The 23,953-nt window shown below is 55.7% G+C and carries 22 protein-coding genes and 1 tRNA gene; 14 read left to right on the top strand and 9 right to left on the bottom strand.

Annotation, left to right across the window (positions count from 1 at the left end; translation table 11 throughout):
- Positions 1-352: 352 nt before the first annotated feature.
- On the top strand, positions 353-568 hold the full coding sequence (locus H5P30_RS10450; protein ID WP_185692507.1) for a hypothetical protein: 216 nt from the start codon (positions 353-355) through the stop codon (positions 566-568).
- A gap of 145 nt (positions 569-713) precedes the next feature.
- On the opposite strand, the gene H5P30_RS10445 is transcribed toward H5P30_RS10450, so the two are convergent.
- The 4 genes from H5P30_RS10445 to H5P30_RS10430 form a co-directional block, all read right to left on the bottom strand.
- A tRNA-Lys gene (locus H5P30_RS10445) sits at positions 714-789 on the bottom strand.
- Positions 790-864: 75 nt separating this feature from the next.
- On the bottom strand, positions 865-3,102 hold the full coding sequence (locus tag H5P30_RS10440) for an ABC transporter substrate-binding protein (protein WP_185692891.1): 2,238 nt from the start codon (positions 3,100-3,102) through the stop codon (positions 865-867).
- A 138-nt stretch (positions 3,103-3,240) separates the two neighbouring features.
- Complete coding sequence (gene lnt, locus H5P30_RS10435) at positions 3,241-4,812, bottom strand: apolipoprotein N-acyltransferase (protein WP_185692890.1); 1,572 nt, start codon at positions 4,810-4,812, stop codon at positions 3,241-3,243.
- 74 nt (positions 4,813-4,886) lie between these two features.
- Positions 4,887-6,149 carry a hypothetical protein gene (locus H5P30_RS10430; RefSeq protein ID WP_185692889.1) on the bottom strand — a complete coding sequence of 421 codons (1,263 nt, stop codon included), beginning with the start codon at positions 6,147-6,149 and terminating at the stop codon, positions 4,887-4,889.
- Between the two features lie 123 nt (positions 6,150-6,272).
- Here H5P30_RS10430 and H5P30_RS10425 point away from each other — a divergent pair, with 123 nt between their 5' ends.
- The 3 genes from H5P30_RS10425 to H5P30_RS10415 are packed head-to-tail and all read left to right on the top strand — an operon-like array spanning position 6,273 to position 8,130.
- Entirely contained in the window at positions 6,273-6,773 is a 501-nt protein-coding gene (locus H5P30_RS10425; RefSeq protein WP_185692888.1) for a hypothetical protein, read from the top strand.
- On the top strand, positions 6,760-7,686 hold the full coding sequence (locus H5P30_RS10420; protein ID WP_185692887.1) for a DNA-3-methyladenine glycosylase 2: 927 nt from the start codon (positions 6,760-6,762) through the stop codon (positions 7,684-7,686). The genes H5P30_RS10425 and H5P30_RS10420 overlap by 14 nt, the downstream gene beginning before the upstream one ends.
- A 3-nt stretch (positions 7,687-7,689) precedes the next feature.
- Positions 7,690-8,130, top strand: coding sequence for a potassium channel family protein (locus H5P30_RS10415; RefSeq protein WP_185692886.1), 441 nt, complete (start codon positions 7,690-7,692; stop codon positions 8,128-8,130).
- A 78-nt stretch (positions 8,131-8,208) separates the two neighbouring features.
- Here the strand turns inward: H5P30_RS10415 and dapF are convergent, their stop codons facing one another.
- The 3 genes from dapF to rpiB form a co-directional block, all read right to left on the bottom strand.
- A complete protein-coding gene (gene dapF / locus H5P30_RS10410) occupies positions 8,209-9,036 on the bottom strand; it encodes a diaminopimelate epimerase (RefSeq protein ID WP_185692934.1) in 828 nt (275 codons plus the stop codon).
- 18 nt (positions 9,037-9,054) lie between these two features.
- Positions 9,055-9,645 carry a ClpP family protease gene (locus tag H5P30_RS10405; protein ID WP_185692885.1) on the bottom strand — a complete coding sequence of 197 codons (591 nt, stop codon included), beginning with the start codon at positions 9,643-9,645 and terminating at the stop codon, positions 9,055-9,057.
- 81 nt (positions 9,646-9,726) lie between these two features.
- Positions 9,727-10,155 (bottom strand): ribose 5-phosphate isomerase B, encoded by a 429-nt coding sequence (rpiB, locus tag H5P30_RS10400; protein WP_185692884.1) that lies wholly within the window; start codon positions 10,153-10,155, stop codon positions 9,727-9,729.
- A gap of 169 nt (positions 10,156-10,324) precedes the next feature.
- Here rpiB and H5P30_RS10395 point away from each other — a divergent pair, with 169 nt between their 5' ends.
- The 7 genes from H5P30_RS10395 to hemE all read left to right on the top strand — a co-directional run bounded on the left by H5P30_RS10395 (position 10,325) and on the right by hemE (position 16,931).
- Positions 10,325-10,621 (top strand): SelT/SelW/SelH family protein, encoded by a 297-nt coding sequence (locus H5P30_RS10395; RefSeq protein WP_185692883.1) that lies wholly within the window; start codon positions 10,325-10,327, stop codon positions 10,619-10,621.
- A 148-nt stretch (positions 10,622-10,769) separates the two neighbouring features.
- A complete protein-coding gene (locus H5P30_RS10390) occupies positions 10,770-11,288 on the top strand; it encodes a hypothetical protein (protein ID WP_185692882.1) in 519 nt (172 codons plus the stop codon).
- Between the two features lie 13 nt (positions 11,289-11,301).
- Complete coding sequence (locus tag H5P30_RS10385; RefSeq protein WP_185692881.1) at positions 11,302-12,606, top strand: response regulator; 1,305 nt, start codon at positions 11,302-11,304, stop codon at positions 12,604-12,606.
- Positions 12,607-12,708: 102 nt separating this feature from the next.
- Complete coding sequence (locus H5P30_RS10380; RefSeq protein WP_185692880.1) at positions 12,709-14,073, top strand: sigma-54-dependent transcriptional regulator; 1,365 nt, start codon at positions 12,709-12,711, stop codon at positions 14,071-14,073.
- Positions 14,074-14,083: 10 nt separating this feature from the next.
- Positions 14,084-14,956 (top strand): PstS family phosphate ABC transporter substrate-binding protein, encoded by an 873-nt coding sequence (locus H5P30_RS22045; protein ID WP_185692879.1) that lies wholly within the window; start codon positions 14,084-14,086, stop codon positions 14,954-14,956.
- Positions 14,956-15,915 carry an oxygen-dependent coproporphyrinogen oxidase gene (hemF, locus tag H5P30_RS10370; protein ID WP_185692933.1) on the top strand — a complete coding sequence of 320 codons (960 nt, stop codon included), beginning with the start codon at positions 14,956-14,958 and terminating at the stop codon, positions 15,913-15,915. Before H5P30_RS22045 ends, hemF begins: the two co-directional genes overlap by 1 nt.
- Complete coding sequence (gene hemE, locus H5P30_RS10365; RefSeq protein WP_185692878.1) at positions 15,912-16,931, top strand: uroporphyrinogen decarboxylase; 1,020 nt, start codon at positions 15,912-15,914, stop codon at positions 16,929-16,931. The genes hemF and hemE overlap by 4 nt, the downstream gene beginning before the upstream one ends.
- A 219-nt stretch (positions 16,932-17,150) precedes the next feature.
- Here hemE and trmD read toward each other — a convergent pair whose 3' ends face one another.
- Positions 17,151-17,816, bottom strand: a complete 666-nt coding sequence (gene trmD / locus H5P30_RS10360; protein WP_185692877.1) for a tRNA (guanosine(37)-N1)-methyltransferase TrmD — start codon at positions 17,814-17,816, stop codon at positions 17,151-17,153.
- A 5-nt stretch (positions 17,817-17,821) separates the two neighbouring features.
- Positions 17,822-18,478, bottom strand: coding sequence for an isoprenoid biosynthesis glyoxalase ElbB (gene elbB, locus H5P30_RS10355; protein ID WP_185692876.1), 657 nt, complete (start codon positions 18,476-18,478; stop codon positions 17,822-17,824).
- Between the two features lie 170 nt (positions 18,479-18,648).
- On the opposite strand from elbB, the gene H5P30_RS10350 reads away from it, so the two are divergent.
- From H5P30_RS10350 to H5P30_RS10340, 3 genes are all read left to right on the top strand, one after another.
- Positions 18,649-21,603 carry an FAD-binding and (Fe-S)-binding domain-containing protein gene (locus H5P30_RS10350; protein ID WP_185692875.1) on the top strand — a complete coding sequence of 985 codons (2,955 nt, stop codon included), beginning with the start codon at positions 18,649-18,651 and terminating at the stop codon, positions 21,601-21,603.
- A 168-nt stretch (positions 21,604-21,771) separates the two neighbouring features.
- On the top strand, positions 21,772-22,413 hold the full coding sequence (locus H5P30_RS10345; protein WP_185692874.1) for a redoxin domain-containing protein: 642 nt from the start codon (positions 21,772-21,774) through the stop codon (positions 22,411-22,413).
- The gene (locus H5P30_RS10340; protein ID WP_185692873.1) at positions 22,410-23,942 is read left to right on the top strand and encodes an ATP-binding protein; all 1,533 of its coding nucleotides are present in this window, start codon (positions 22,410-22,412) and stop codon (positions 23,940-23,942) included. Before H5P30_RS10345 ends, H5P30_RS10340 begins: the two co-directional genes overlap by 4 nt.
- Positions 23,943-23,953 lie beyond the last annotated feature (11 nt).

Raw genomic sequence — 23,953 nt, 5'->3', positions numbered from 1 at the left:
TTTTGGAGAGAGCTGGAAGCTCTCACTCCTTTGGCATTTCCCGTGGGAAGGCTTATTGGGCGACACTTCATCAGGTCTCGCTCATGACAACCTTCGCCAACGCGATTAAATTGATGAATGTATCTCTCGTTGAATTACGCGGAGATCGTAAATGATTCCCTCGAGGAGCCATGGGGGAACAAATAACTAATCTCTCCAAGTCAATGCACATCTCTGCTCCCTCATTGGGCTCTGTGCTCGTCATGAGAGCAAGAGCTCAGAAAACCTCCCAACACCGTTCCTAGCCTCTTTCACAAAAGCCTTTTGGAGTCCCCCGCAAAAGTAATACCGAATTTAGGAAGTTTTGATAGTTATGGCGGGATGGGAAATGAGTCTGAGCGAGGCGGCCCAATTGGAGGCGGGTCTGCGACCCGTGCCATTTGGGCTAACGCTGCTCAGGCTCATTTCCCGCCCGTCCCAGGGGGATGCCCCAGAATCGAAGGTCGCGGCGTTGCAGGGATCGGAGCGTATCTCGATACGAATCCGATCCCTGCGCCTTGCGCTGCTTCGATTCTACGCTGCACCATAAGGATCAAAACTTACTAAATTCGGTATAAGAGTCAATCGAGATTCGAAACCTACGATGAGCGGCATGCCTCCTCCTCGCTGGTGGATTTATCGTCGCTCTTGGAGCGGCCACAAAAAACGCCGCTAAGGCGCGGCGACTTCGAGAATGGTACCTGACCGGGGACTCGAACCCCGAACCAATTGATTAAGAGTCAACTGCTCTACCAATTGAGCTAGTCAGGCCCAAAGCCAGATGACTCTCCAGATTCCTGAACTGAGGGCAAGGGAAATTTTGTATTTTCTTAAAAAATCTTCGGATCACGAGGATTGTGCTCCGCAGTCTTCCCGTCCGGTCGAGTGTACGGCCATTTCCTCCGGCAAGTGGACAGTGAAGGTGCTGCCGACCCCCTCTTTACTCTGCACCTCAATGCGGCCGCCCATGAGCACGACCAGCTTTTCGCAAACCGCCAGTCCCACACCCGTGCCCCGGAAAACTTTCGATTTTCCGTGCTCCCCTTGGTCATACATTCGGAAGATACTCTTCAATTCCGATTGGCTGATACCGATTCCGGTATCTTCACAACGAATTTGCACGGGGAGCTCACGCGTTTGGTCGAAGTCCACTGAAATCAGGATCGACCCTTTTTCGGTAAATTTGATCGCATTCGAGAGAAGGTTGTTGAGCACCTGCTGAACCCGAAGCGTATCCAAGGTCACTTCCACCTTCGGATGTGAGATTTCAAAATGCAATTCCAGGTCTTTTTCTTTCGCCATCCGTTGATGGAGTTTCATGGTTTTCTGGACCACTTCCCCAAGACAAATGCGTGAAGGAACCAGCTCAACTACGCCCGCTCCCAGCTTCTCGTGGTCGATCAGATCGTTGAGAATCCGAATCAACGCCTCTCCGCTGGAAATGATGGTGTCGGCCATCTCCCTCCTTTCCTCGGTTTCGCAATCTTCCCGGATAAAGTTGGCGAAGCTGATGATCGCGCTCAAGGGGTTGCGAATTTCGTGACTGACACTGGCTAAGAATTGCCCCTTGTTCTTGCTGGCCATCTCAGCCACTTCTCTCTCGGTCACGAGCCGCTGCTCCCTTTCGTATTGGAGGGTTGCATCCAGAGCGATTGATTGCACCTCTACCAACTCCCTATCTCCACCGAAAAGGGCGACATTGTGCCATTGGCACCAAATCTTCGTGCCATCTTTCCGCAGGTTCCAATTTGCCATGCAGGCCACTTCTTTCTGACGGACGTGGGAGACGACCTTCTCGAGATTCCCAAAATCCTCTTCGGGGACCATGAACTCATCGAATGAACGCCCCACCACCTCACTGGCCTTCCAGCCAAAGACTCGCTCAGCTGCTGCATTCCATCGCAGCACTTTGAAATTCTCATCCCAAATAACGAAGGCCAGCGGGGCGGACTCGTAGAAATTACGATAAAATTCTTCGCTGTGGCGCAGCTTCTTTTCTACCTCAGTCTTACTTCTGATTGCCGCTTCGAGCCGCAGTTTATTGCGGTAGAGGTACCAGGCAAGAAGAGTCAAAACAATGGCGATTGCCGCGAGACCCATCGTGGAGACAAAAAAGGTTTTCCAGGGAAAGCGAGCGTCGTGAGCATAGAGAAACTGCTCAGGGGAGATTGGCTCCTCAATGAGACCATTCTCATAGAACACTTCGCTAATGTATCGCCACCGGCCGGGATTCATGTAACCCACGGGCACCAAATCCGCCCGAACGAGCTGCATCGTTTTCATCGCCTCATACTCGAGCTGATCCCGAGTCTTCCGCTGAGAATACTCGTTCAGGATGAGATCGATGATTTCATCTGGATTCATCAAGGCATATTCCCATCCCCGCAAGCTCGCCCGGCGAAATGCTTCGACGCGATCCGGATGTTTCTCAACTTGCTCGCGGGTGGTAAAGATTCCGTCGCCGTAAAAATCAATCCCAGCTGATCGAGGGGTGAAAATGATGGGATCGAGCCCCAGCTGCTCCACCGCATAGGGTTCATCCGAGACGTAGCCAGAGATCGCCTGCACTTCGCCATCGACCAACGGCTCTACCGAGAACTCGTGGGGTAGAAACTGAATTTCGCCGAGGTCGATTCCTTCGGAGCGAAACATGGCCAAAAGATCGGCCGCGTTTGGCTCGATCATCACCGAATGCCCAGCCAGGTCATGAAGGGTCTCGATCCCGTAGTCTCGAATCGACAGGAGAACCAGCGGAGAATGCTGGTAAATCACCGCTAACTGGACCACCGGCTCCCCTTCCGCGCTCCTCCAAACAATTTCCGAATTCGAGACTCCAAATTCCGCATTGCCGGCTAAGACGAGGTCAAACGGATCCTGCCCCACTTCGGGCTCAATTAATTCGACCTCCAGTCCCTCTTCCCGGTAATACCCCTGATCAATGGCGGCATAGTATCCCGCGAACTGAAATTGGTGCCTCCACTTCAATTGAAGCCGCACAGAGTCGAGTTCTTCTCCTTCCGCCAGCGAGGTCGTCCAATTGATAAGGAGACCTAAGATCATTATACTGGGCAGGAATCGATTCATACATTTTTCACAAATTTAAACCAAATGCGCTTCAAGTTTCAAGAAGCAAGGCTTCCATCTGTGGAGCTGCTTGTGAAAAAGCGGCGATCCACCTAAAAAACCAGAGAAAAAACGACCCGCAGGAGCCCAGAGAAGCCTCTATGAACGTTTTCTTTTCCAGCTCGAGAGAAGACCCGCGCCCAAGATTCCGGCGGCGAGAGCGACGATCCAGTCCCCAAATCGGGCGTAGGGTGTCATCACCCCATCAAAGCGTAAGTCCCGGTTCACCGAGACCGTTTCCGCTCCCCGAAAGTAAATGGACCCATTTTCATCGGAGACCCTCTTCCGGATATGCCCCCATTCGTCAATCCACCCCGACCACCCGGCATTCCCACTTCGCAAGACAGGACGTCGGTTCTCGACGGCTCTGACAACCGCATGGGCGGCGTGTTGGTAGGCACCTGCCTCTTCTCCATACCACACGTTGTTCGTAGCGACGAAGAGCCAGTCCGCTCCGGCCTGGGTCGTGTCGCGAGCCAGAGAGGGAAAGACATCCTCATAGCAGACCAAGGGCCCAACCTTATCCTGTCCGTCGGCCGAGGGAAATGGGAAGAGGACGGGCCGCTCTCCGGGTCGACAATCGAGCCCAATTGGCACCACCTTCTCTAGAAAGGGGAAAATCTCTCGAAACGGAACAAACTCGCCGAAGGGAACCAACTCCCGTTTCACGTAGTAGTCAGCGACGAGCCCGCCATCCGGCTCAACCAGAAAGACTCCATTCTCGTAAATCCCTTTCTCACGATAGGAAGCCATATTTCCCATGAGGATCGGAGCCTTCATCCCCGACGCCAGTGCCTCCACTCCCGTACGAATGGAATACTCACCAATGACGGGGATGGGTGTCGAGGCTTCCGGCCAGAGAATGATTTCCGGGTCCTCTCCCTGGAGGCTGCGGGTTTCCTGCCACAGGTTCTCAATGTTGCGGGAAACAGCCGACTGATCCCATTTCATGGTGGAATACGGTTGAACAAATCCAACCCGGACTGGTTCCGATGGCTCCCGCTTCATCGATTGCCAAAAATAGGATCCGGCACTGACCATGAGAATTCCGATCGGAACGACCAGAACGATTGGCACCTTGCGTGCAACTGGAAGGAACCCTTTGGATTTCCACTCAGTAAAGGGAGTTCGCAACCACTGAACGAGCGCCAGGTTGATCCAGATTAGCAAAAAAGTCAGCCCCCACCCGCCAGTCGCTGAGACGATTGACAGGACAGCCGGTCGATTCCACTGCGAGAGAGAAACCGGGTTCCACGGAAATCCCCAGAAAATCCAAGAGCGGGTCCACTCGAGAAGGACCCAGACGGCGGCCCCGACCAAAGGGACAAACCATGAGCCGGTAAAAGTGTCTTTCCCGGCCCAGCGCGGTTGCAGCCAACGCCCAAAGACCAGCGACCAGACTCCCATGAAGAGGGCGAGCACCCCCGAAAGCCCGATCATCCCAATCAGGGTTACGTGGCGGAGCCAGACGATCGACGCGACCCAAAAGAGAAAACCAGCAAGCCAGCCCCATCCGAAGATGGCTTTCCGGCTGTGCCCCTGCCAGTTCCAGAGTAGGAGAGGCGCGAGAAAAAAATAGGCGCCTTCGGAAAAGGAAATTGGCGGGAAAAGTGTAAACCGAAGAAACGCAGAGAGAAGGACCAAGACGAGAAGCCAGCCCCATGGTCTCAATCCCCCTGTCTTTTCGCTTTCAGGTATTGCTGGTTCTTTCCGGGACGAACCAGCATCGGCCGCGTCTCGACTCATTAGCGAGCGAACGAGTCCGCCTTCCGCAGGTTATTGTTCAAATCCTGAATCTTCTCATGCACCGGGCGGTAGAGATCGACCAGAAGCGTGACCTCAGGATCGAAATAAGAATAGTAATTGTTAAGAGCTCCCTGGAGATCGGATTGGACGGAACCCGTTGAACTGCGAACCGAGAAGGCGAACTTCTTTCTGGCATTATCCTTCTCCACAGCTTGGCTTGAACGAGCGAGGTCATCCTTCAAACGGTCCCGGGCGACCAAAAGGCGCTGCATCGAAACTTCTCCTTTAAAACCACTCACCTTGAGAAACGAACCGACCTGAGAAATGACCGAGAGGCAATCATCGAGGGTCTCACTTTCCAGAGCCATCGTCGCCAGATCGATCGGTTCCCACTGCATGGAAGAGCTGAAGGGAACGATCCCCGCGTTCCAAATCACGGTACTATCAGCCCCCGAGGAAGCCTGAGTCCCGACAAGTCGAGCTGGGCTAAAGACTCCGATGACCTGTTTGCCAACGACCACTGGAGAACCTGCAAAAACGGGCCCTTCCACATCCCCGATCTCGATCCGGCCGGATTCCTCCCCTCTGACCTTCAACTTAATCTCGCGACGCGGATTTAAAATTCTTACCGAATCATCTTTCTCGATTTTCCCTTCAAGATTCAACTCGGCAACCGGAAGATCCGCAGCAGCTGAATCCACTGCTAAAAAGGCCATATCCTTGCCCTTCACTCCGATCACACCAACGATCGGCACCTCCTGACCTCCAGCCGTATTGACCAGAATTCGGCGGCTTCCATTCAATGCAGAGAGGGAAGTCACGACAACCGTCCGCTCCTCATAAGTTGCGAGCACGCCGAGGCCCACCTTCGCATCGCCACGGACCGCGACAAGGGCCTCCTGCGGAGAAACGAAGGGGCTCTCCTCGACCACTTCAACGACTTCCTCGGTGGCCTCTCCCGACTCCGGCGCAGCATTCTCATCGGCAGTACCGGCCTCGCCCGGGACTGCGCTCTCGGTCGAATCAACCGTCCCCGCATCCTCATTGGTGGCAGTGCCCTCCTTTGCAGATGCCTCAGCAGATTCCGAAGAATCACTTGCTGACGGTGCCGAGGCCACCTTCGCGTCTCCTTCCGCACCAAAAACCTCCGCCGGCATGGCCAAGGCGAACAGGGCAATCAAGCCGAGGGCAAAAAAGGAAGTCGATACCCTCATTCCCTCGCGGGAAAAGGATCCAAGATCAAAACACTTGCGGAGAAACATGAATTCGCGAAAGCTTACTAAATCGGTTACAAGATCAATAATCGGGAAAGTTAGGAGGATTGTTTTTTAGCAACCAAGGTCAACTTTTTCCTGCTCTAAATTGAGATGCGAATTTTAGGTAAATTGTTTCTATTAGCGCTTTTAACGGCTTGCAGCACCCCGACGACTCAGACTTCGGGCCCAGCCACTGAGCACCGCTATATTCCAGAGGAAGACTTTTTTCGCATCAGCGAATATTTCACGGGTCAAGAACCCGAGACGGATCGCATCTATGTCCGTACGGATCCCGAGGTGCGGGGCGGATATTTTTGGATCCTGCCCATCACGAAGGAAATGTCTCAGAGGGACATTGGTGAAATTCACCTCTCGGTGCAGATTCCCGGAGATCCCGAGATGAAGGAATTCACGTTGGAACCAGAGCGCTCCGCCAGCTCTGGAGCCACTCTCTGGATCGGTTTGACGGGATTGGATTGGCCCGGAATCCAATTCGGACCAGTTGCCTGGAACCTTCAAATTCTCGACCCTGAAGGTAAAGTCTTGGAGGAGAGGGAAAGTTATCTCTGGTCGGTCGATTCTCCACCGGCCGCAACAGGCACCCAGACTCCAGCGAATGAACCCAGCTGACGCGGGTTCTCCCAGCGGAACGCTACCCTTCCCGGTCGAAGGGGGCCAAAGAGTGCTCCGAGAGATCCTCGCAGGAGGACAGAGCTTTCTCTGGGAGCCGATAACGGCCACAACCTGGAAGGGCATTGTCGGGAAACACGCCTGCACATTGGAACTTCTGTCCGATCACCATTTGACTTGGTCTGCCTCCGGATCCACTTCGTCCAAGGAGGATGTAAAAGCAACCATCGAATCGTACTTTGCCACTTCGATCGACTTCGCACGAGAAGTGGATGCCCTGCCCTGGCGCTCCGATCCAGTCCTCAACCAAGCCGTCGGGCAATTTCCCGGTCTGCGCATCCTCCGGCAAAGCCCGGATGTCGCCCTCCTCTCTTTTCTTCTCAGTCCCCTCAAACGAATCGAGCAGATCCGCGCTGGCCTCCTCGAAATCTCCCGGCGATGGGGTGAAGCCCTTGATCACGGCCTTTTTGCTCCCCCCTCCTGGGCGACGCTTGCCTCCGTTCCGGAAGCGGACCTCCGGATGTGTGGGATCGGCTACCGCGCCCGATCGATCCACCAATCCGCAGATTATCTGAGTCAGCAGGACGGCTATCTGGACAGTCTCGAAAGTCTTCCCACTGACGAAGCCCGCCGCAAGCTGATCGCCTTACCCGGTGTCGGACGCAAAATCGCCGATTGCGTTCTGCTGTTTGGATACGGACGGCTCGAGGCCTTTCCGATCGACACCTGGATCAGTCGGCACATGCGAGAATCCTACGGGCTTGATTCGTTCACAGATGACCAAATCCAGCTCTTCGCCCGCGCCCACTATGGCTCCGCAGCGGGGATCGCCCAGCAATTCCTCTTCGCGCACGCACGCAACCCCGCGACTGGATCTGAAGTCGACACCTCCTCCGATAAACGAAAAAAATAAGCCATGCCTTCATTTCTCCTTACCGTGCTACAGTTCTTTCGCGGCCTGCGGATGGCTTGGCAGCAGACCCATTTTCGCATCACTCTGATCCTAGCCCTGACCATTGTTGCCTGCGGAACCGCGTTCTATTGCCGAACAGAGGGTTGGTCCGTGGTCGATGCGTCCTACTTTTGTGTAATGACTCTGACCACGATTGGGTACGGAGATCTGCATCCCACCCGGGATGTCTCCAAAATCTTCACGATCTTTTACGCCCTCGTCGGGATCGGCGTTTTCGTCGCCTTAGTCACCCAGCTCGCGCAAGCGCAGATCGCGGTCAGGGAGGAATTTGTCCTCAACAAGAAGCAAGAAAGTCAAACACACACCAAGAAGGCTACCGCCCGATCTAAAGGCCGCACAAAATCCTCTGCCAAGGGCGGTGCCCATCAAAAGCCCAAGGACTGAAGAAGCCCGAGAGCCGAGGAGCATTTGCCGTGGCGGAGAATCCCTACGGCTAGGCCGTAGATCTACGGAAAGTCCTTTTTAGTCTTCGGGAGTCCAAGTCAGCTCGCCGATGAGTCGAACGGGACCTGTCATCCGAACCGCGAAATCGTCACTGATCGAGAGAGTCAGCAATCCTCCGGGCATGTGCACGGTCACATCCGAATCGACAAGCCCCAGCTTGCGAGCGACCGAAGCGGCCGCACTGGAACTGCTGCCCGAGGCCAAGGTGTAGCCCGCTCCGCGCTCCCAGATTTCCAAACGGATGTTGCCCCGGTCGATCACCTCCAGGAATTGCACATTCGTACGATTCGGGAAAAGAGGATGATTCTCCAGATGCGGTCCCAAGTCACGGGCTTCCTGCTCAGAAACCTTGTCGCGTAGAACCACGCAATGAGGGTTTCCGATGGTTGCCGCCGAGAACTCAACTTTCTGGCCGTTCGCCTCCAACGTTTCCTGAATGACCTCTCGCTCCTCTCCGTTCACGGGGATCACCTGACTGGAAAAGGAAACCTTCCCCATCTCGACCTCAATGCTCTCGGAGGCGTCGTGGATGCAAGCGGAGACGACCCCACCTTCAGTCTCAACCGTGAAGGGGCGATCTGTCACCTCTCCCCGGTCGTGCAGGTAGCGGCAAAAGATCCGTAGGCCATTCCCGCTCTTTTCCGCCTCGCTGCCATCGGGATTCAGAATCCTCAGCCGGAAATCCGCCACCTCGGAAGGTAGTGGCCCGTAGAGGATCCCATCGGAACCCAGCCCGAAGTTACGATGGCAGACGAGTTCGATCCCCTTCGAATCCGGCAGCTCGCCGCTCGAAGGATCGAGGACGAAGTAGTCGTTTCCGAGGGCGTGGTATTTTTGAAAAACCAGGCTCACTGGAGGAAGAAATCAGATCTTGGTGACGATCTCATCGACGAGACCGTATTGAATCGATTCCTCGGCGGTGAGGTAGAAATCCCGATCCGTGTCATTCTCGATGACGGAAAGATCCTTCCCTGACGCTTCGGCAAGAATCTTGTTCAGCTCATCGCGAATGCGTTCCATCTCTTGGGCCTGGATGTTGATGTCCACGGCTGGTGCCATGAACGTCCCGCTGATCAGCGGCTGGTGAATCAGCACCCGGCCGTGTGGGTAAATGAATCTACGCCCCTTGTCAGCCCCCGAGAGAAGGATCGAGCCCATGCTCGCCGCCATCCCAGTGACAATGACCGTCACGGGGCTGGAAATCAGCTTCATGGTATCGTACGCCGCCATTCCAGCGGTGATCGAGCCCCCGGGAGTGTTGATGTAAAACTTGATCTCCTTGCCGGGATCTTCGGATTCGAGGTAGAGGAGCTTTTCGGTGACTTCTTTCATCGAATCATCGGAAACTTCTCCCCAGAGAAAAATCTTACGATCCTCGAGGAAGCGTTTCTTCACCATCTCTGACAGCGAACCGCCTTCTTTCTTCTTATCCTCTTGGTTTTCTTTTGCCTGCATAATTTCAGCCATAATGGGTTACAAAGCCTGATGTTCCCTCGGTGTCAAAACCGGAACGAAAATCGTCCGGCCCGCCGGGGGTCAGTTCTCAATCTTTTGGATGCGCCGCTCGTGGCGTCCGCCTTCGAATTTTGCCGCGAGCCAAGCGTCGATAATCTTCAAAACTTCATCCACCGGAGTTTGGCGAGCACCAAAGGATAGGCAATTGGCGTCGTTGTGCTGCTTGGCCAGCTCACCGGTCTCAATATTCCAGCAAAGCGCACAGCGAATTCCTTTCACTTTATTCGCAGTGATCGCTTCCCCGTTTCCGCTTCCACCAAAAACGATGGCCCGATCGGCTTTGCCGGCGGGAACTGCTTCCGCAGCCGGGCGAATGAAATCCGGGTAGTCGACAGCTTCGACTGAATTGGTTCCAAAATCAAGAACCTCGTAGCCCGCCTCTTCCAAGTGCTTCTTGACTGCTTCCTTGTGAGTGTAGCCCGCGTGATCCGTTCCGAGAGAGATTTTCATGATCCTCTTCGTAAAGACCCAATCCCGATCGGGCGAATCCAAAAATCATCGGATTTGCGAATTCAGTCATTCTTCCCCACAGGAGGCCCAAGGAGTGAGTCACTTCTCCACCCCAAAGTAAGCGACTTTCGCGTTGCGCCCCGGGGAAAGGACCATTTCTTCAAACCCTGTGCCAGAAACCACCAAACCCCTGATCGTCATTACCTACTGCCCCGGCTGCAAGTGGCTGCTCCGCTCTGCATGGATGGGGCAGGAACTTCTCAGCACCTTCGAGGAGGATTTGGCCGGAGTCACCCTCAGCCCCAGCGATTCTTCCGGGGTATTTAGGGTTGTTTCCGGCGAAACCGTTCTCTGGGACCGCGGCGAAGAAGGTGGATTCCCCGAAATCAAAGAACTTAAAAAGCGAGTCCGCGACCTCCTTGCTCCAGGGCGCGATCTGGGCCACATTGATCGGACGAAGGGATAAACCTCCGGTCGACACCTTCTCTCCCGACCGGATCGCTCACTTTGCCCATGAACCGCGCCTCACCACGGCGGAAGAACTGGCATTGCGGACACGGCTCACCCTCGCTTTTGGATTGAACCCTGCGAAACCCCGACTAGCTTGACATCACATGCCCGCGATTAGCAAAGAACACAAAGCCCTCGTTCTGCGCAGCAACCGTTTTCTCGCCAATACCCTGAACGAATACGGCCTAGTCAACGAGGAGGACATCGACGAGGCCAACGAACGGCTTCTAGACGCAATCGACGGAGGCAATCCGCGACAGATTTCCGTCCTCAACATTCTCATCTACGATCTCAAGAAGCTCGATGAGAAGGACTACATCAACTTCGTGGTCAAGGAATCCAAGATCGGGCTGATTGCTCTGAGCAATTATAAGCTGCGCCCCCTCGGCAATGCCATGAACGACCCGGATGTCTGCTGGGCCACTTGGACGATCCCCTTTGATCTAGTGGGTGACTATTATCTCGTGGCCACCGCCTACTACCCGAGTCGCCCCGTCGTCGAATATTGGGAAAAGGCCGCGGACAAGCCCATCATCTGGTACGGGGCTTCGATCCAGTGCGTAACCGAAGCCATTGACCGCATCTCGCAAACCGATTCGGCCGACAGCGAAAACGACCACTAGTCCTTAGACCTCCATGGAAAAAGAAGCTCCCCGCATTCTCATTGTTGACGACGATCTCGATTTCGCCTCTCTGCTGACCGACGTTTTTTCTCAGGCTTCCTACGATGTGGAAATGACCGGCGAGCCCACGAAGGTCGAGGAACTGGTACGCTCGATGGACTTTAGTCTCGTTGTAACCGATTTGCGGATGCCAGGGCTCAACGGATTCGAACTGGCCAAGAAGATCAAGGCGATCAAAACAGAGCTCCCGATCATCATGGTTTCTGGATTCCTGGAATCCAAGGACCGTGAAAAAATGGAATCCGAAGGCATCGTCGGCCTCTACGAGAAGCCTCTCAGCGTCTTTTCGCTCCTCAAAAATGCGGCAAAGTTGATCGCCGAAGGGAAGTCCAAGACGAAAAAGGCTAGTAGTGAAACGGTTGAAAAACCGGGAGATGCCAACGATCTCGGTTTTCCCTTCAAGGCACTCCCCTGCCAATCGGATGCGAGCCATGCCTTTGCCGAATCGATCTACCGCATGCGGAACCGGCGCCAAAACCTTTGCATCGTCACCCCGCGCGGCACCCCTACCCGCGCCATCGCCGAAGACTTCTTCAGTTGGCTAAACCCCGAGACGGCGGACAGCCGGATCATCGAACCCAACGATTTCTCTCTCGAATTGCTGGAACAAATCGCTCGGGAAGCCGGAGAAAAGAAGCTCGAGAGCTTTGTGATTTCCATCCCAGAGACCGAGCGACTCGATCCAGGCCAGCAAAAACAATTGGCGCGAGGATCCCGCAAAGGGACGTTTAGCGACCACTGGGAGGGACACTTTCGTTTCATTTTCATGATCGGCTCCGACGTGGAAACCCTCTACCAGGAAGGTGTTTTGAGCGACGAACTCTACCTCTCGATGGGAGGTTCTGAGCTTCACGTCCCTCTATTGAGCGACTGCCCGGACGACATCGAAGCCGCTGCCCGCGCCGCCGAGACCGAGGATGGCGACTCTCTGAGTTGGGACGCTGACGCCATCAATCTCCTTCGGGGGCGGGATTGGCCCGGTAACTTCACCGAGCTCCGCAAGGTCCTCTTCCGCCTTCAGCAAAACTATTCCGGTCGACCGCTATCAGCGCGCGATGTCCTCGAGGCCATGAATGAGGACGAATCGGCAGTTTCCCCGAAAGCCCGTTCGGAAAACATCAGCCTCTTCGAAACTCTCGACGCCTGCCGCAGCTCTTACTTGCTGGCCCTCTCGGATCTGGTAGATGGGGACACGGCGGTCATCGCCTCGATCGCCGAAGTGCCTCAGGAATTTGTCGAAAAAGTACTCAGCAACTGAACGGACTCCCGTGCCGAGTCCGGGAGATAGCCAGCTGAATCCGCTGCGGAGAGGCAAAGAATTTCTTGCCCTCCTGCCGCCACCATCCATCCTCAGACGACAATGCCCGCTTCCATATTAATTGTTGATGACGAGCCTCATACGCTCGAGGGCTTGGAGGCTGCCCTGGAGGATCGCTACGAGATCACAACGGCCAACAATGCCAGAGAGGCCTTCAACCACATCGAGAGTGATCGATTTGATGTCGTCCTCACCGACCTGCGCATGGCTGGCAAATCGGGGATGTCGGTGATCGAGCGAACTCTCAAGCTCTCCCCCCGTCCCGTCTGCATCATGATGACCGCCTACGGCAACGTCGAAACTGCCGTCGAAGCCATGAAGCGGGGTGCCTACGATTTCCTAACGAAGCCTGTCAGTCTTGAAAAACTCGAACTCCTGATCGAACGGGCTCTCCAGTCCGAACGCCTCCAGGAGGAAAACCAGAACCTCCATCAGCGCCTCGACAAAAAATTCCAGTTCGACGAGATTCTCGGAAATTCACCGAATCTTCAAAACGTCCTCGAAACCGTTCGCTTGGTAGCCCCCTCCAAGGCGACTGTCCTCATCGAGGGAGAAACCGGTACCGGGAAAGAGCTGATCGCCCAGGCCATTCACCAGAACAGCGAACGCAGCCGCCGGCCCTTTGTCGCCGTGCATTGCGCCGCTCTGGCCTCAAACCTTCTGGAAAGCGAACTCTTCGGCCACGAGAAAGGGGCCTTCACCGGTGCGACCGAGCGAAGGATTGGCCGCTTCGAGGCTGCCGATTCCGGAACCCTCTTTCTCGATGAAATTGGCGAGATCGATCCATCAACCCAGATCAAGCTCCTCCGCTTTCTGGAAACCCGCTCCTTTGAGCGACTCGGTAGCGTCAAACCTGTGCAAGTCGATGTTCGCCTCGTATGTGCCACCAATCGCGACCTCGAGGCGATGGCGCGCAAAGGCGATTTCCGCGAAGACCTCCTCTATCGGCTCAACGTCGTCACGGTCGATCTCCCTCCACTCCGCCAGCGTGAAGGCGACATATCGCTCCTGCTTGAGCACTATGTCGCTAACTTCAGCCGCGAAAACGGAGTCCCGCCCGTCACCTTTTCTCCCGAAGCACTCTCGGTCCTCCAGAAATATAGCTGGCCGGGGAACATCCGGGAACTGCGCAACTTTTGCGAAAATACGGTCATTCTCAAACGGGGCAGTCGGGTCACTGAGTACGATCTCGACAGCAAATTCTTCGGCGAACAACAAACTCCGACGAGCAATTCCAAAACACTCGCGGCCAACCCTCTCTCCGTCGAGGAGAATGAAAAGCGCTTGCTGCGGAACGCCCTTCTGCAAACCGGCAACAACAAGACGAAAGCTGCGGACCTCCTCGGAATGAGTCGCCGTACTCTCCACCGCAAACTTGCACGCTGGCCCGAACTCCTCGAATCTTAATCTCTCACTCATGAAAGGCATTCTCCCCCAAATTCTTCTCCTGACTCTTGCACTCAGTTCCGTACTTCAAGCGCGGGTCGTCCGCATCGAAGGGTCCGACTACATTCCGCCCGCTCTCGTCGAAGCTCTCGAAGCTTTCGCGAGCGAAGAAGGCGACCAGCTCGAAATCCAACTGGGTGGCAGTCTTCTCGCATTTCGCGATTTCTACGAAGGAGAGGCCGACCTGATTCTGGTCGCCATGCCCCATCAGGATCCGACGGAGCTAGACTTCCCCGTCCTGCCCTTCGCGTTTCAAATTGGAGCCGTTGTCGTCAATCGGAAGAATCCGCTGAAGTCCCTGACACGGCAACAGATTGGCGGGATTTATGGATCTCTGACCGAAAACGCGATTGCCCGGTGGTCGGACCTCGGCCTTTCCGGCGCTTGGCAGAACCGGAACATTCAGGCTGCCTACGCCAACCCCGGAACGAGCCCCGTCCTCGACTTGTTCAGCGCCCGGTTCCTCGACAGGGAACCTATCCGCTCCGGCATCCAAGAATACGACTCTTCCATTCAACTGGAATCCTTCGTCAGCAATAATGACGGAGCGATCGGGGTCATCGACACCCTGCCCCTTTCCACCGAGCTGAAAGCTCTCCGCATCGAAGCTGAAGACGGCGGCGTCTCGTTCGGCCCGACCCTCGAGAATGTGAACTACGGGGATTACCCGTTGGCCCTCGCTTATTACGTCTGTGTCCCGCGAAGCCAATACCGGTTCCTCGCTCCCTACCTCGAATTCCTGCTCTCCGATTCGGTTGCAGAGATCCTCCAGAGCGAAGGGTTTTTCCCGATTCTGAACTCACGCAGACGCCAGCTCGCGGCAGATCTCCCGATCGCAGAGTGATCCAAAGCGCACAGCCCGATCCGGACCAGGTCCAAGCCGCTTTTCAAAAGCTCCAAGATGACCTATGTCGGGAGATCGAGAACCGGGAAGGATCGGATATCCTTCGTGAGGATTCCTGGGAACGCCCCGGCGGCGGAGGTGGAATCTCAAGGGCCGTAGAAGGCGGCAAAATCCTCTCAAAGGGAGGCGTAAACTTTTCCCGCGTCAGCGGCGACGCCCTACCCGCTCCTGCCTCTGCTCGCCGACCCGAATTTGCCGGGCGACCGTTCGAGGCGATGGGAGTCTCCGTAGTCTTGCATCCGCAGAACCCCTACGCACCGACCGCTCACATGAACGTCCGCGCGTTCTTCGTCCTCCCGGCTCTGGAAGAGCAATCGATCCAGTGGTGGTTTGGCGGCGGTTTCGACCTGACACCCTGCTATGGTTTTGACGAGGATGCAGTGGAATGGCACCAGGCGGCCCATGACATCTGTGAGCAAGCCAAGCCTGGCCTCTACCGATCCTTCAAGCGGGAGTGCGATGAGTATTTCTATCTTCCCCACCGCGACGAGTGCCGAGGGATCGGAGGTATTTTCTACGACGATTTTTCAGAATTGGGATTTGAGCGCACCTTTGCCTTCTCGCTTGAGGTCGGAAACGGATTCCGCGAGTCCTTCTTTCGTATTCTGGATCGGCGTGCATCCACTCCGTTCGGCGAAAGAGAGAAACAATTTCAGCGCCTCCGGCGGGGCCGCTACGTAGAATTCAATCTACTCCATGACCGCGGCACAAAGTTCGGGCTCGCCTCAGGAGGACGCACGGAATCGATCCTCATGTCGCTTCCCGCCGAAGCCAATTGGTCCTACAATTGGACGCCCGAACCCGGTTCCCCAGAAGAACAATTGACCGAGCGATATCTACGACCACGGGACTGGCTCGCGCCGACCCATCCTCTCGAAAACAACGAGCAATCTTCATGACCACTTCAAGGAAACGTTTTCTCGACGCACTCGCCTGTCGCAATCTCGACCGCCCCCCCGTCTGGCTCATGAGACAGGCTGGACGCTATCTTCCCGAATACCGTGCGTTGAAAGAAGAGAGCGATTTTCGGACGATGGTCCGCACACCCGAATTGGCGACAGAGGTGACTCTGCAACCGCTCAAGCGTTTCCCCCAGCTCGACGCGGCCATTCTCTTCAGTGACATTCTTGTCATCCCCGAAGCCCTCGGGGTTGATTATCGTTTTCGCGATGAAGGCGGAATCGAACTGGAGCGGACGATCCGTTCTGAAATCGAGGTGGATTCACTGACTCCCGAAGGAGCCGCCGAACGTCTCGAATATGTCGGGGAGGCTCTACAAATGCTGAAAAAAGAGCTGGGCGAAGAGAAAACCCTTCTCGGATTCTGCGGAGCGCCCTGGACACTCGCGCTCTACCTCGTCGAAGGTGGATCTCCCGGCGAAGGCCGCAACTTGCGCGAAATGCTCTACCGCGACCCGCACAGTGCCCGCCTCCTCTTGAAAGGCATTACCACCGCTTGTACCGACTACGTCCGACTGCAATGCGCCTCCGGGGCGGATGCAATTCAACTATTCGATTCCTGGGCAGCACTTTGTCCCAGCGAGTTTTACGAAGAATGGTGTCTGGATCCCATCCGTAAGATCAAGGAAGCCTGCGACAAGCCGATGATCCTTTTCTCACGAGGCGCGGCCAACCGCCTCACGGATCAAGTGACGGTCGGGACCGAAGCCATCGCGATCGACTGGGCTACCTCCCTCTCCCAAGCCCGAGCCACTATCGGACCCAACATCGCCATCCAGGGAAATCTCGACCCGATTCTTCTCGAAACAGATCCCGAATATGTCCGGGCGGCCGCTGCCAATATTCTCGAAAACCGCAAAGGCGATCCCGGCTTCATCTTCAATGGCGGCCACGGCCTCAGCCCGAAGACCCGGATAGACTGCGTCCAAGCCCTTCTCGATACCATCGCTCCGTAGAAGAAAGGAAGATCGCCCTTCCTTGCGATGTGGCAGAGTCTTCCGGCACTCGCCGGGGGCTAATCGAAATCGCTTATCGCGCTTCCGCTCCGCCTCTCCTGCGCCTTGGAGAGAGCCGTTTCTAATCGCGAAGGGTGGCGCTGAAGCGACCACCCCACATGGGATTCGCGTTAGGAACCTATTTTCTTTTTGCAGGGAGAGGAATGGCCACAGCCATCTCTACAACAAATCCGGCCGTCGCTTCGCCGTCCGCGCTCTTCGCTGCTCTTGCCGCCAAGCCTCGATCTTGGCGTGATTGCCGGAAAGCAAAACTTCCGGAATCTTCATCCCGCGAAATTCGGCGGGACGGGTGTATTGTGGAAGCCCCAACAATCCGTCCGAGAAGCTATCCTGCTCCAGCGATTGGGCCTCCCCCAGGACTCCGGGGAGTTGCCGGGCCACTGCGTCAATCAAAACTGCGGCTGGCAGAGTTCCATTGGTGAGAACGTAGTCGCCAATACTGATCTCCCGATCGATGAGATTCTCCCGCACCCGCTCGTCGATCCCCTCATAGTGGCCACTCAGGAGGATCAAATGCGGCTTGGCCGCCAGTTCCATGACCAGAGAGTGACTGAGTTGTTCTCCATCCGGGGCGAGATAAATGACGGTGCTCTGCTCACTCCGAAGCTCCTCAATGGCCGAGAAAATCGGTTCCGGCTTCATGACCATTCCTGCACCTCCCCCGAAGGGGCGGTCATCGGTTATCTGGTGCTTGTCCGTGGTCCAATCACGCAGATTGTGGACAGCGGCCTCCACGATACCTCGCTGGATGGATTTCCCGACCATACTCTCGGCCAAAAAACCTTCCAGCATGGCCGGGAAAAGGGTCAAAACATCGAAGCGCATCGCCGTCAGGCCATTTCCAAAACTTTGGCCACGAGCTTATCAATGCCCGCTTTCACATCGGCCATCTTCGGCCCGAGCATATAGGCGGGAGTCGTGACTACCTTGTTGTTCTCATCCACGACAATCTCGTCCACCGGGCAATCGACATGCTCGGCACCCAACGCTTGAAGCCCGCTGGCGGTATCGGCGTCGTTTCCGATCGTGAGCCGAATGCCCTTGCCTCCGAAAAGAGCCGCCCCGATCGCGGGTGCAATACACATGAGCCCGATCGGTTTACCAGCGGCGTGGAACGCTTCAACGACCCCCGCAACCTGCGGCTCGACCTGACAGTCGGGGCCCTTCACTGCAAAATCGCAAAGATTCTTGGCGGCCCCAAATCCTCCAGGAAGAATCAGGGCGTCAAACTCCGCCTCACTCAATTTGGCCAAATCTGTCACCTCTCCGCGAGCCAGCCGAGCCGCCTCGACAAGCACAGAGCGCGACTCGCCTTCCGCAACATCGCCCGTGACATGATTGATGACGTGCATCTGCGGTATATCCGGAGCGCAACAGGTCACGTCCACCCCGGCCTCTTCCAACGCCAGCAGAGTAAATGTCGCCTCGTAGATTTCACTACCGTCATAAACCCCACTGCCAGAGAGAAGGACTGCTACTTTTTTCATGGAAAGAATCCTAGCAACCCTCGCCTCCGCTATCCAATGGAAAAATACCTGCGGCGATTGAGAAGAATCGCCCTCCGGGGAATTGTCCCTGTCGTTTAGAACGCCCTTTCTCTCATAATTTTTCATCCAAAGTCTCGCCATTAAGAGACGAATCCGTCAGAAAGTTCTTCATGACAGTTTCCCCCTCGGTCGAAGGACTTGGAACATTGGCCCAGCAACTCGAAGGCGAATTCCACACAGGCGAATTCATACGTCGGATCTATTCCACTGACGCTTCCGCCTATCAGGAAATGCCGCTCGCCGTGGCGATACCGCGGTCAGAAGACGATCTGATCGAAATTATTCGCTACGCTCATGAGCAAGGGGTAGGAATCATCCCCCGCACAGCCGGAACCTCATTGGCAGGACAGGTAGTGGGTCACGGCATTGTCGTCGACGTATCCCGACATTTCACAGACATCCTAGAGATCAACGGAGAGGAAGGCTGGGTGCGCTGCCAACCGGGCGTCATCCGCAACGAACTCAACGACGCCCTCCGCCCACACGGCATTCTCTTCGGCCCGGAAACCTCGACCCAGAACCGCGCCATGATCGGAGGAATGCTCGGGAACAATTCCTGTGGATCCAACTCGATTAAATATGGCAGCACCCGAGACCACGTTCTGGAAGTAACTGCCCTTCTCTCCGACGGATCCAAAGTAGTGTTTGGATCTCTCACTCCGGATGAGTTTGCGGCCAAATGCGATGGTCCCGAAACTCTGGAGACTCGGATATACCGAGAGATCCGGGACCTTCTTGGCGACACCGCAAACCAAGAAGAGATTCGCAAGAACTTCCCCCATCCAGACATTCCCCGGCGAAATACCGGGTATGCCCTCGATTTGCTGATGGATGCGGGGTGCTTCGATCCAAATTCCGAAAAACTCTTTCATTTCGGCAAGTTGATTGCCGGAAGCGAGGGAACACTCTGTTTCGTTCTTGAGGTAAAGCTCCACTGCGATCCCTTACCGCCGAAGGTGGACGGACTTCTCTGTGCCCAATTTGCCACCGTTGACGAAGCCCTCCGGGCGACGCAACTGGCCATCCGCCACGAGTGCTTCGCCTGCGAGCTCATCGACCACTATATCCTCGAGTGCACCGAGAGGAGCATCGAGCACAGGGAAAATCGCTTTTTCATCGAGAGCAAACCGGGTGCAGTTCTGGTCACTGAGTTTCGGAAGGACAGCCAAGAACAGGTTCTGGAAGTCACGAAAAAATTGGAGGCGGAAATGCGGGAAGCCGGGCTCGGCTATGCCTACCCAGTTCTCTTCGGCGAAGACACCGTAAAGATCTGGAATCTTCGCAAGGCGGGCCTCGGACTGCTTTCGAACATGCCCGGAGACGCCAAGCCGGTGCCCGTCGTCGAAGATACCTGCGTACGTGTCGAGGATCTGCCTGAGTACATCGCCGAGTTTAACCGTCGGCTCAAAGAACGCTTTGGCCTGGGCTGCGTTCACTACGCCCATGCCGGATCGGGAGAGATCCACCTCCGCCCGATCATTGACCTGAAGACCGAGGACGGAAATCGAATGTTCCGCGAAGTCGCCCAGACGGTTGCCGAACTCGTGCGCGAATACCGCGGCTCCCTCTCCGGCGAACATGGTGACGGTCGGCTGCGGGGAGAATTCCTCGAAACAATGATCGGTGCAAAGAACTACGCGCTGGTACAAGCCGTAAAAAAGAGCTGGGATCCAAAAGGAATCTTCAATCCAAACAAGATCGTCGGAACGCCTCCGATGAACAGCTCTCTCCGGTTTAAGCCGGGACAGGTCACAAAAGAGCCAGCGACGATCTTTGATTGGTCGGAGACAAAGGGCATGCTGGGTGCCGCCGAAATGTGCAATGGTTCCGGCGACTGTCGCAAAACTCAACTAGCCGGAGGCACCATGTGCCCAAGTTATATGGCTAGCCGCGAAGAGAAGGATACGACCCGAGCCCGCGCCAATACCCTGCGTAACGCTCTCACTGGAGGCCCGAAGGAGGCCCGGAAAAGCGTCTTTGACAATCCCGATGTAAAAGAGGTCCTAGACCTCTGCCTCTCCTGTAAAGGCTGCAAAAAGGAGTGCCCTTCCACAGTGGACATGGCGAAACTCAAAGCCGAGTTCATGCAGCATTATTACGAGATCAACGGAGTTCCCCTGCGATCCAAGATGATTGCCTCCTTTGCCCGTTCTCAAAAGCTTGCCGCCAAAGCCCCTTGGGCCTGGAACCTGTTGTTCGGGACTTCTTGGATTCGCCGAATTCTCAACCCGATGGTGGGATTTCATCCTGACCGCACAATTCCACTCCTCCCGAAGCACACCTTTTCTTTTTGGTTCAAAAAGCATGAACTGCACGCCAACGCGGGCAAGGTCGGCAAGGTCTGGTTCTTCAACGACGAGTTCACGAACTTTAACGACGTCCATGTCGGCATCAAGGCCGTTGAACTGCTGGAGCGATTGGGTTACGCAGTGGAATTGCCAGAACACGGAGAGAGCGGACGCACCTGGCTCTCAAAAGGCTTGGTCCACGAAGCCAAGAAGCTGATCAATGGGAACCTGCGGGCGCTGCAGGGTAAAGTCACGGCCGAGCAACCGATGGTCGGCGTGGAACCCTCCGGCATCCTTACCTTCCGCGACGAGGCCCTGGATCTCGCCGAAGCGGACCTCAAGGAGACCGCTCGCGAAATGGCTCCTCATTGCATGATGATGGAAACCTTCCTAGCCAGTGAAGCCGCCGCTGGGCGGATCCATAGCGATTCGTTTACCGACCGCCACCAAGCCATCAAGCTTCATGGCCACTGCTTTCAGAAGGCTCTGGTCGGGACATCCGGCAGCGTCGAAGCTCTCCGGCTTCCGCAAAACTATTCCGTCGAGGTCATTCCCAGCGGCTGTTGCGGTATGGCGGGATCCTTCGGGTATGAGAAGGAGCATTACGAACTCTCCCAAAAGGTCGGCAATCTCGTTCTCTTCCCGACCGTCCGCAATACCCCGGAGGAAACGGTGATCGCCGCTCCGGGAACTTCCTGCCGACACCAAATCCACGACGGCACTGGACGCACCGCTTTGCATCCTGTGGAGATCCTCCACGCAGCTCTCAAGGATTAACAGATTCCGATGGCCTTCGACTCTAGCCTAGCGCCATTCCGTAGCCGGGTGCACCGAAAGCGCGGAACCCCCGATTCGATCGGGGTATTTCCGGGCAACCATTCTCCCCCATGATTTGCAATCTGAGGAATATTTACCCCCTTAATCACTAGAACTGCTTTCTTCGTTATGCCCGACTCCACTCACTCTCCGAACGCCGGCAACAGCCCCGATCCTGGGGACATCGGTTCAGAGGCCCCGACCTTCTCCCTCTCCAGTTTGGATGGGCAGCGGATCGATCTCGAAAGAATTTGCCAAAGCCAGAATGTCCTCCTCTGGTTTTCCCGAGGCTTTCAGTGCAATTTTTGCCGCAGCCACATGATGGAGTTCATCGGGGGATACGATCAGGTAAAGCAGGTCGGAGCTGAATTGATTCAAGTTGCCCCCAATCTCTCTTCCTCCGCCCAACGCTTCTTCGGATCGGACATCCCCCCGTTTCCCTTTGTCTGCGACCCTGACAAGCGACTCTACGCTGTTTATGGGCTCGGGGATCGGGGAGCTCTCGACGCCGCCAAAAACGCAGTAGTGACCCTCGCCACTTCCATAAAAACCGGCGAGATTGGAACCACCGCCCGAGGCGTCTATCTCGACGTCGCCAATCGGAATTTCTTCCGGCGACTTCACCACCACGCAGCTACTGCTGTTGAGCACGGGCTATTCCTCATCGATCGAGGACGCATCATTCAACACAAAACCGTCGTCGGCCCGATTGATCCCATTCCCCAGATCGAAGAGATGATGTCCATCATTCGCGAACGCTGCCTGGCATGATTCTCCACAAGCTCAAAACCCTGACAACGGTTCTCGAGGAGTTCGCCACTTCCCCTATCCCCAGTCACATTTTTCAGGTGGTTGCTGATTTCTCCCCCGCCCTGATCTCTCATGACTTTCTGGCGATATGCCTCCGATCCGAGAAACCCGACTATTTTCGAACTCATGTTCTCGCGGGAAACCAAACCACCGAAGGATCCGAGTTCCCTGTTTCCGGAGGCATTTGTGGCTCCGTATTGAATGGTGACGGAACTCAGCGCAATGATCGCCTAGAAGGAGTTAGCGCTGAGACCTTCTGGCACGAAGCCAAAATCGAATCGACGCTGGTCACACCTATCCGGCAAGGAGAAGAGATCATAGGAGCGCTCGCCTTTGGATCACGAACTTCCGCTGCATTTACCGAGGACGATGAGGCTTTGGCCCAGGCCCTTAGCGCTGCGGTCGGGAGCTCTCTCCAAAATTCCCGGCTGTATCAGGAACTGTCTGACGAGCGACTCACCCTGCGAGCCGTTCTCCAAGCTTCGAAGGACGCGTTTCTTCTCGTAAATCCGGACAATATTCTCCTCATGGCCAATCCTGCGGCGGCCCCACTGCTCTCGACGGACGTCGATTCTGCACCGGGCTCCCCCATCGAAGAGGTCGTAGCCTCCCCCGAAACGGCCAATCTGTTTCGAGACCGGAGAGATGCGGCAGAAGTCTGTTTCGGCGAGAAACGAGTGGCCCAGGCAACTCTCTTCCCTGTCCAATCCGAATATGGCGAGATCCTCGGCTGGGCCGCGGTCTTCCGGGATGTAACCTCCCTGAAGGAGCTCGACGCGATAAAGAGTGAGTTTGTTCACACGGTCTCGCACGACCTAAAAGGCCCGATAGGTTCCCTCATGCTGGGAATCGAATTGGTGCACCGCGGACAGAATCTGACTGCCAAACAAAAACGGCAACTCGCGCGGATGGAGCGAACCATGGACGATATGAAACGGCTTGTCGAAAACCTCCTCGATCTCGGCAGATTGGAAGCTGGCCAAGAGCACAATCGACATACCATTGACCTTGTCGAGCTAGCCAAAAGATCGATCGAGAATTTGGATTCGGAAAACGAGAGATCCCGCGTAGACCTAAAGATCGAAACTCCTCACACCCAGACAGTCGGCGATCCAGGGCAAATCGAGCAGGTGTTCAACAACCTCCTGAGCAATTCCCTAAAGTATTCACCCGGAGGAGGCACCGTTACCATCACCCTCGCAGACGTTGATAAAGATTCAACCAACCCACTCGCCTCGTCAGAGGAGCAGCCCGACCCGTCGATTTATGTCTTCGTCGAAGACCAGGGCATCGGGATTCCCGCAACCGATATCCCCCGACTCTTCGAACGATTTTTCCGCTCGGAAGACACCGATCACCGCAATATTCCCGGTACGGGCTTGGGGCTCACCATCGTAAAAAAGATCATCGATTCCCATGGGGGCGCAGTTCGGGTCGAAAGTGAACCCGGACAAGGAACGATGTTCTCGTTCAGGCTACCGGCCGCCTAATTATTGCCGAA

The sequence above is a fragment of the Puniceicoccus vermicola genome, assembly GCF_014230055.1.
GTDB lineage: Bacteria > Verrucomicrobiota > Verrucomicrobiia > Opitutales > Puniceicoccaceae > Puniceicoccus > Puniceicoccus vermicola.
Note: the sequence above shows the minus strand (reverse complement) of the source record. Positions and strands in the feature narration are given on the sequence as shown.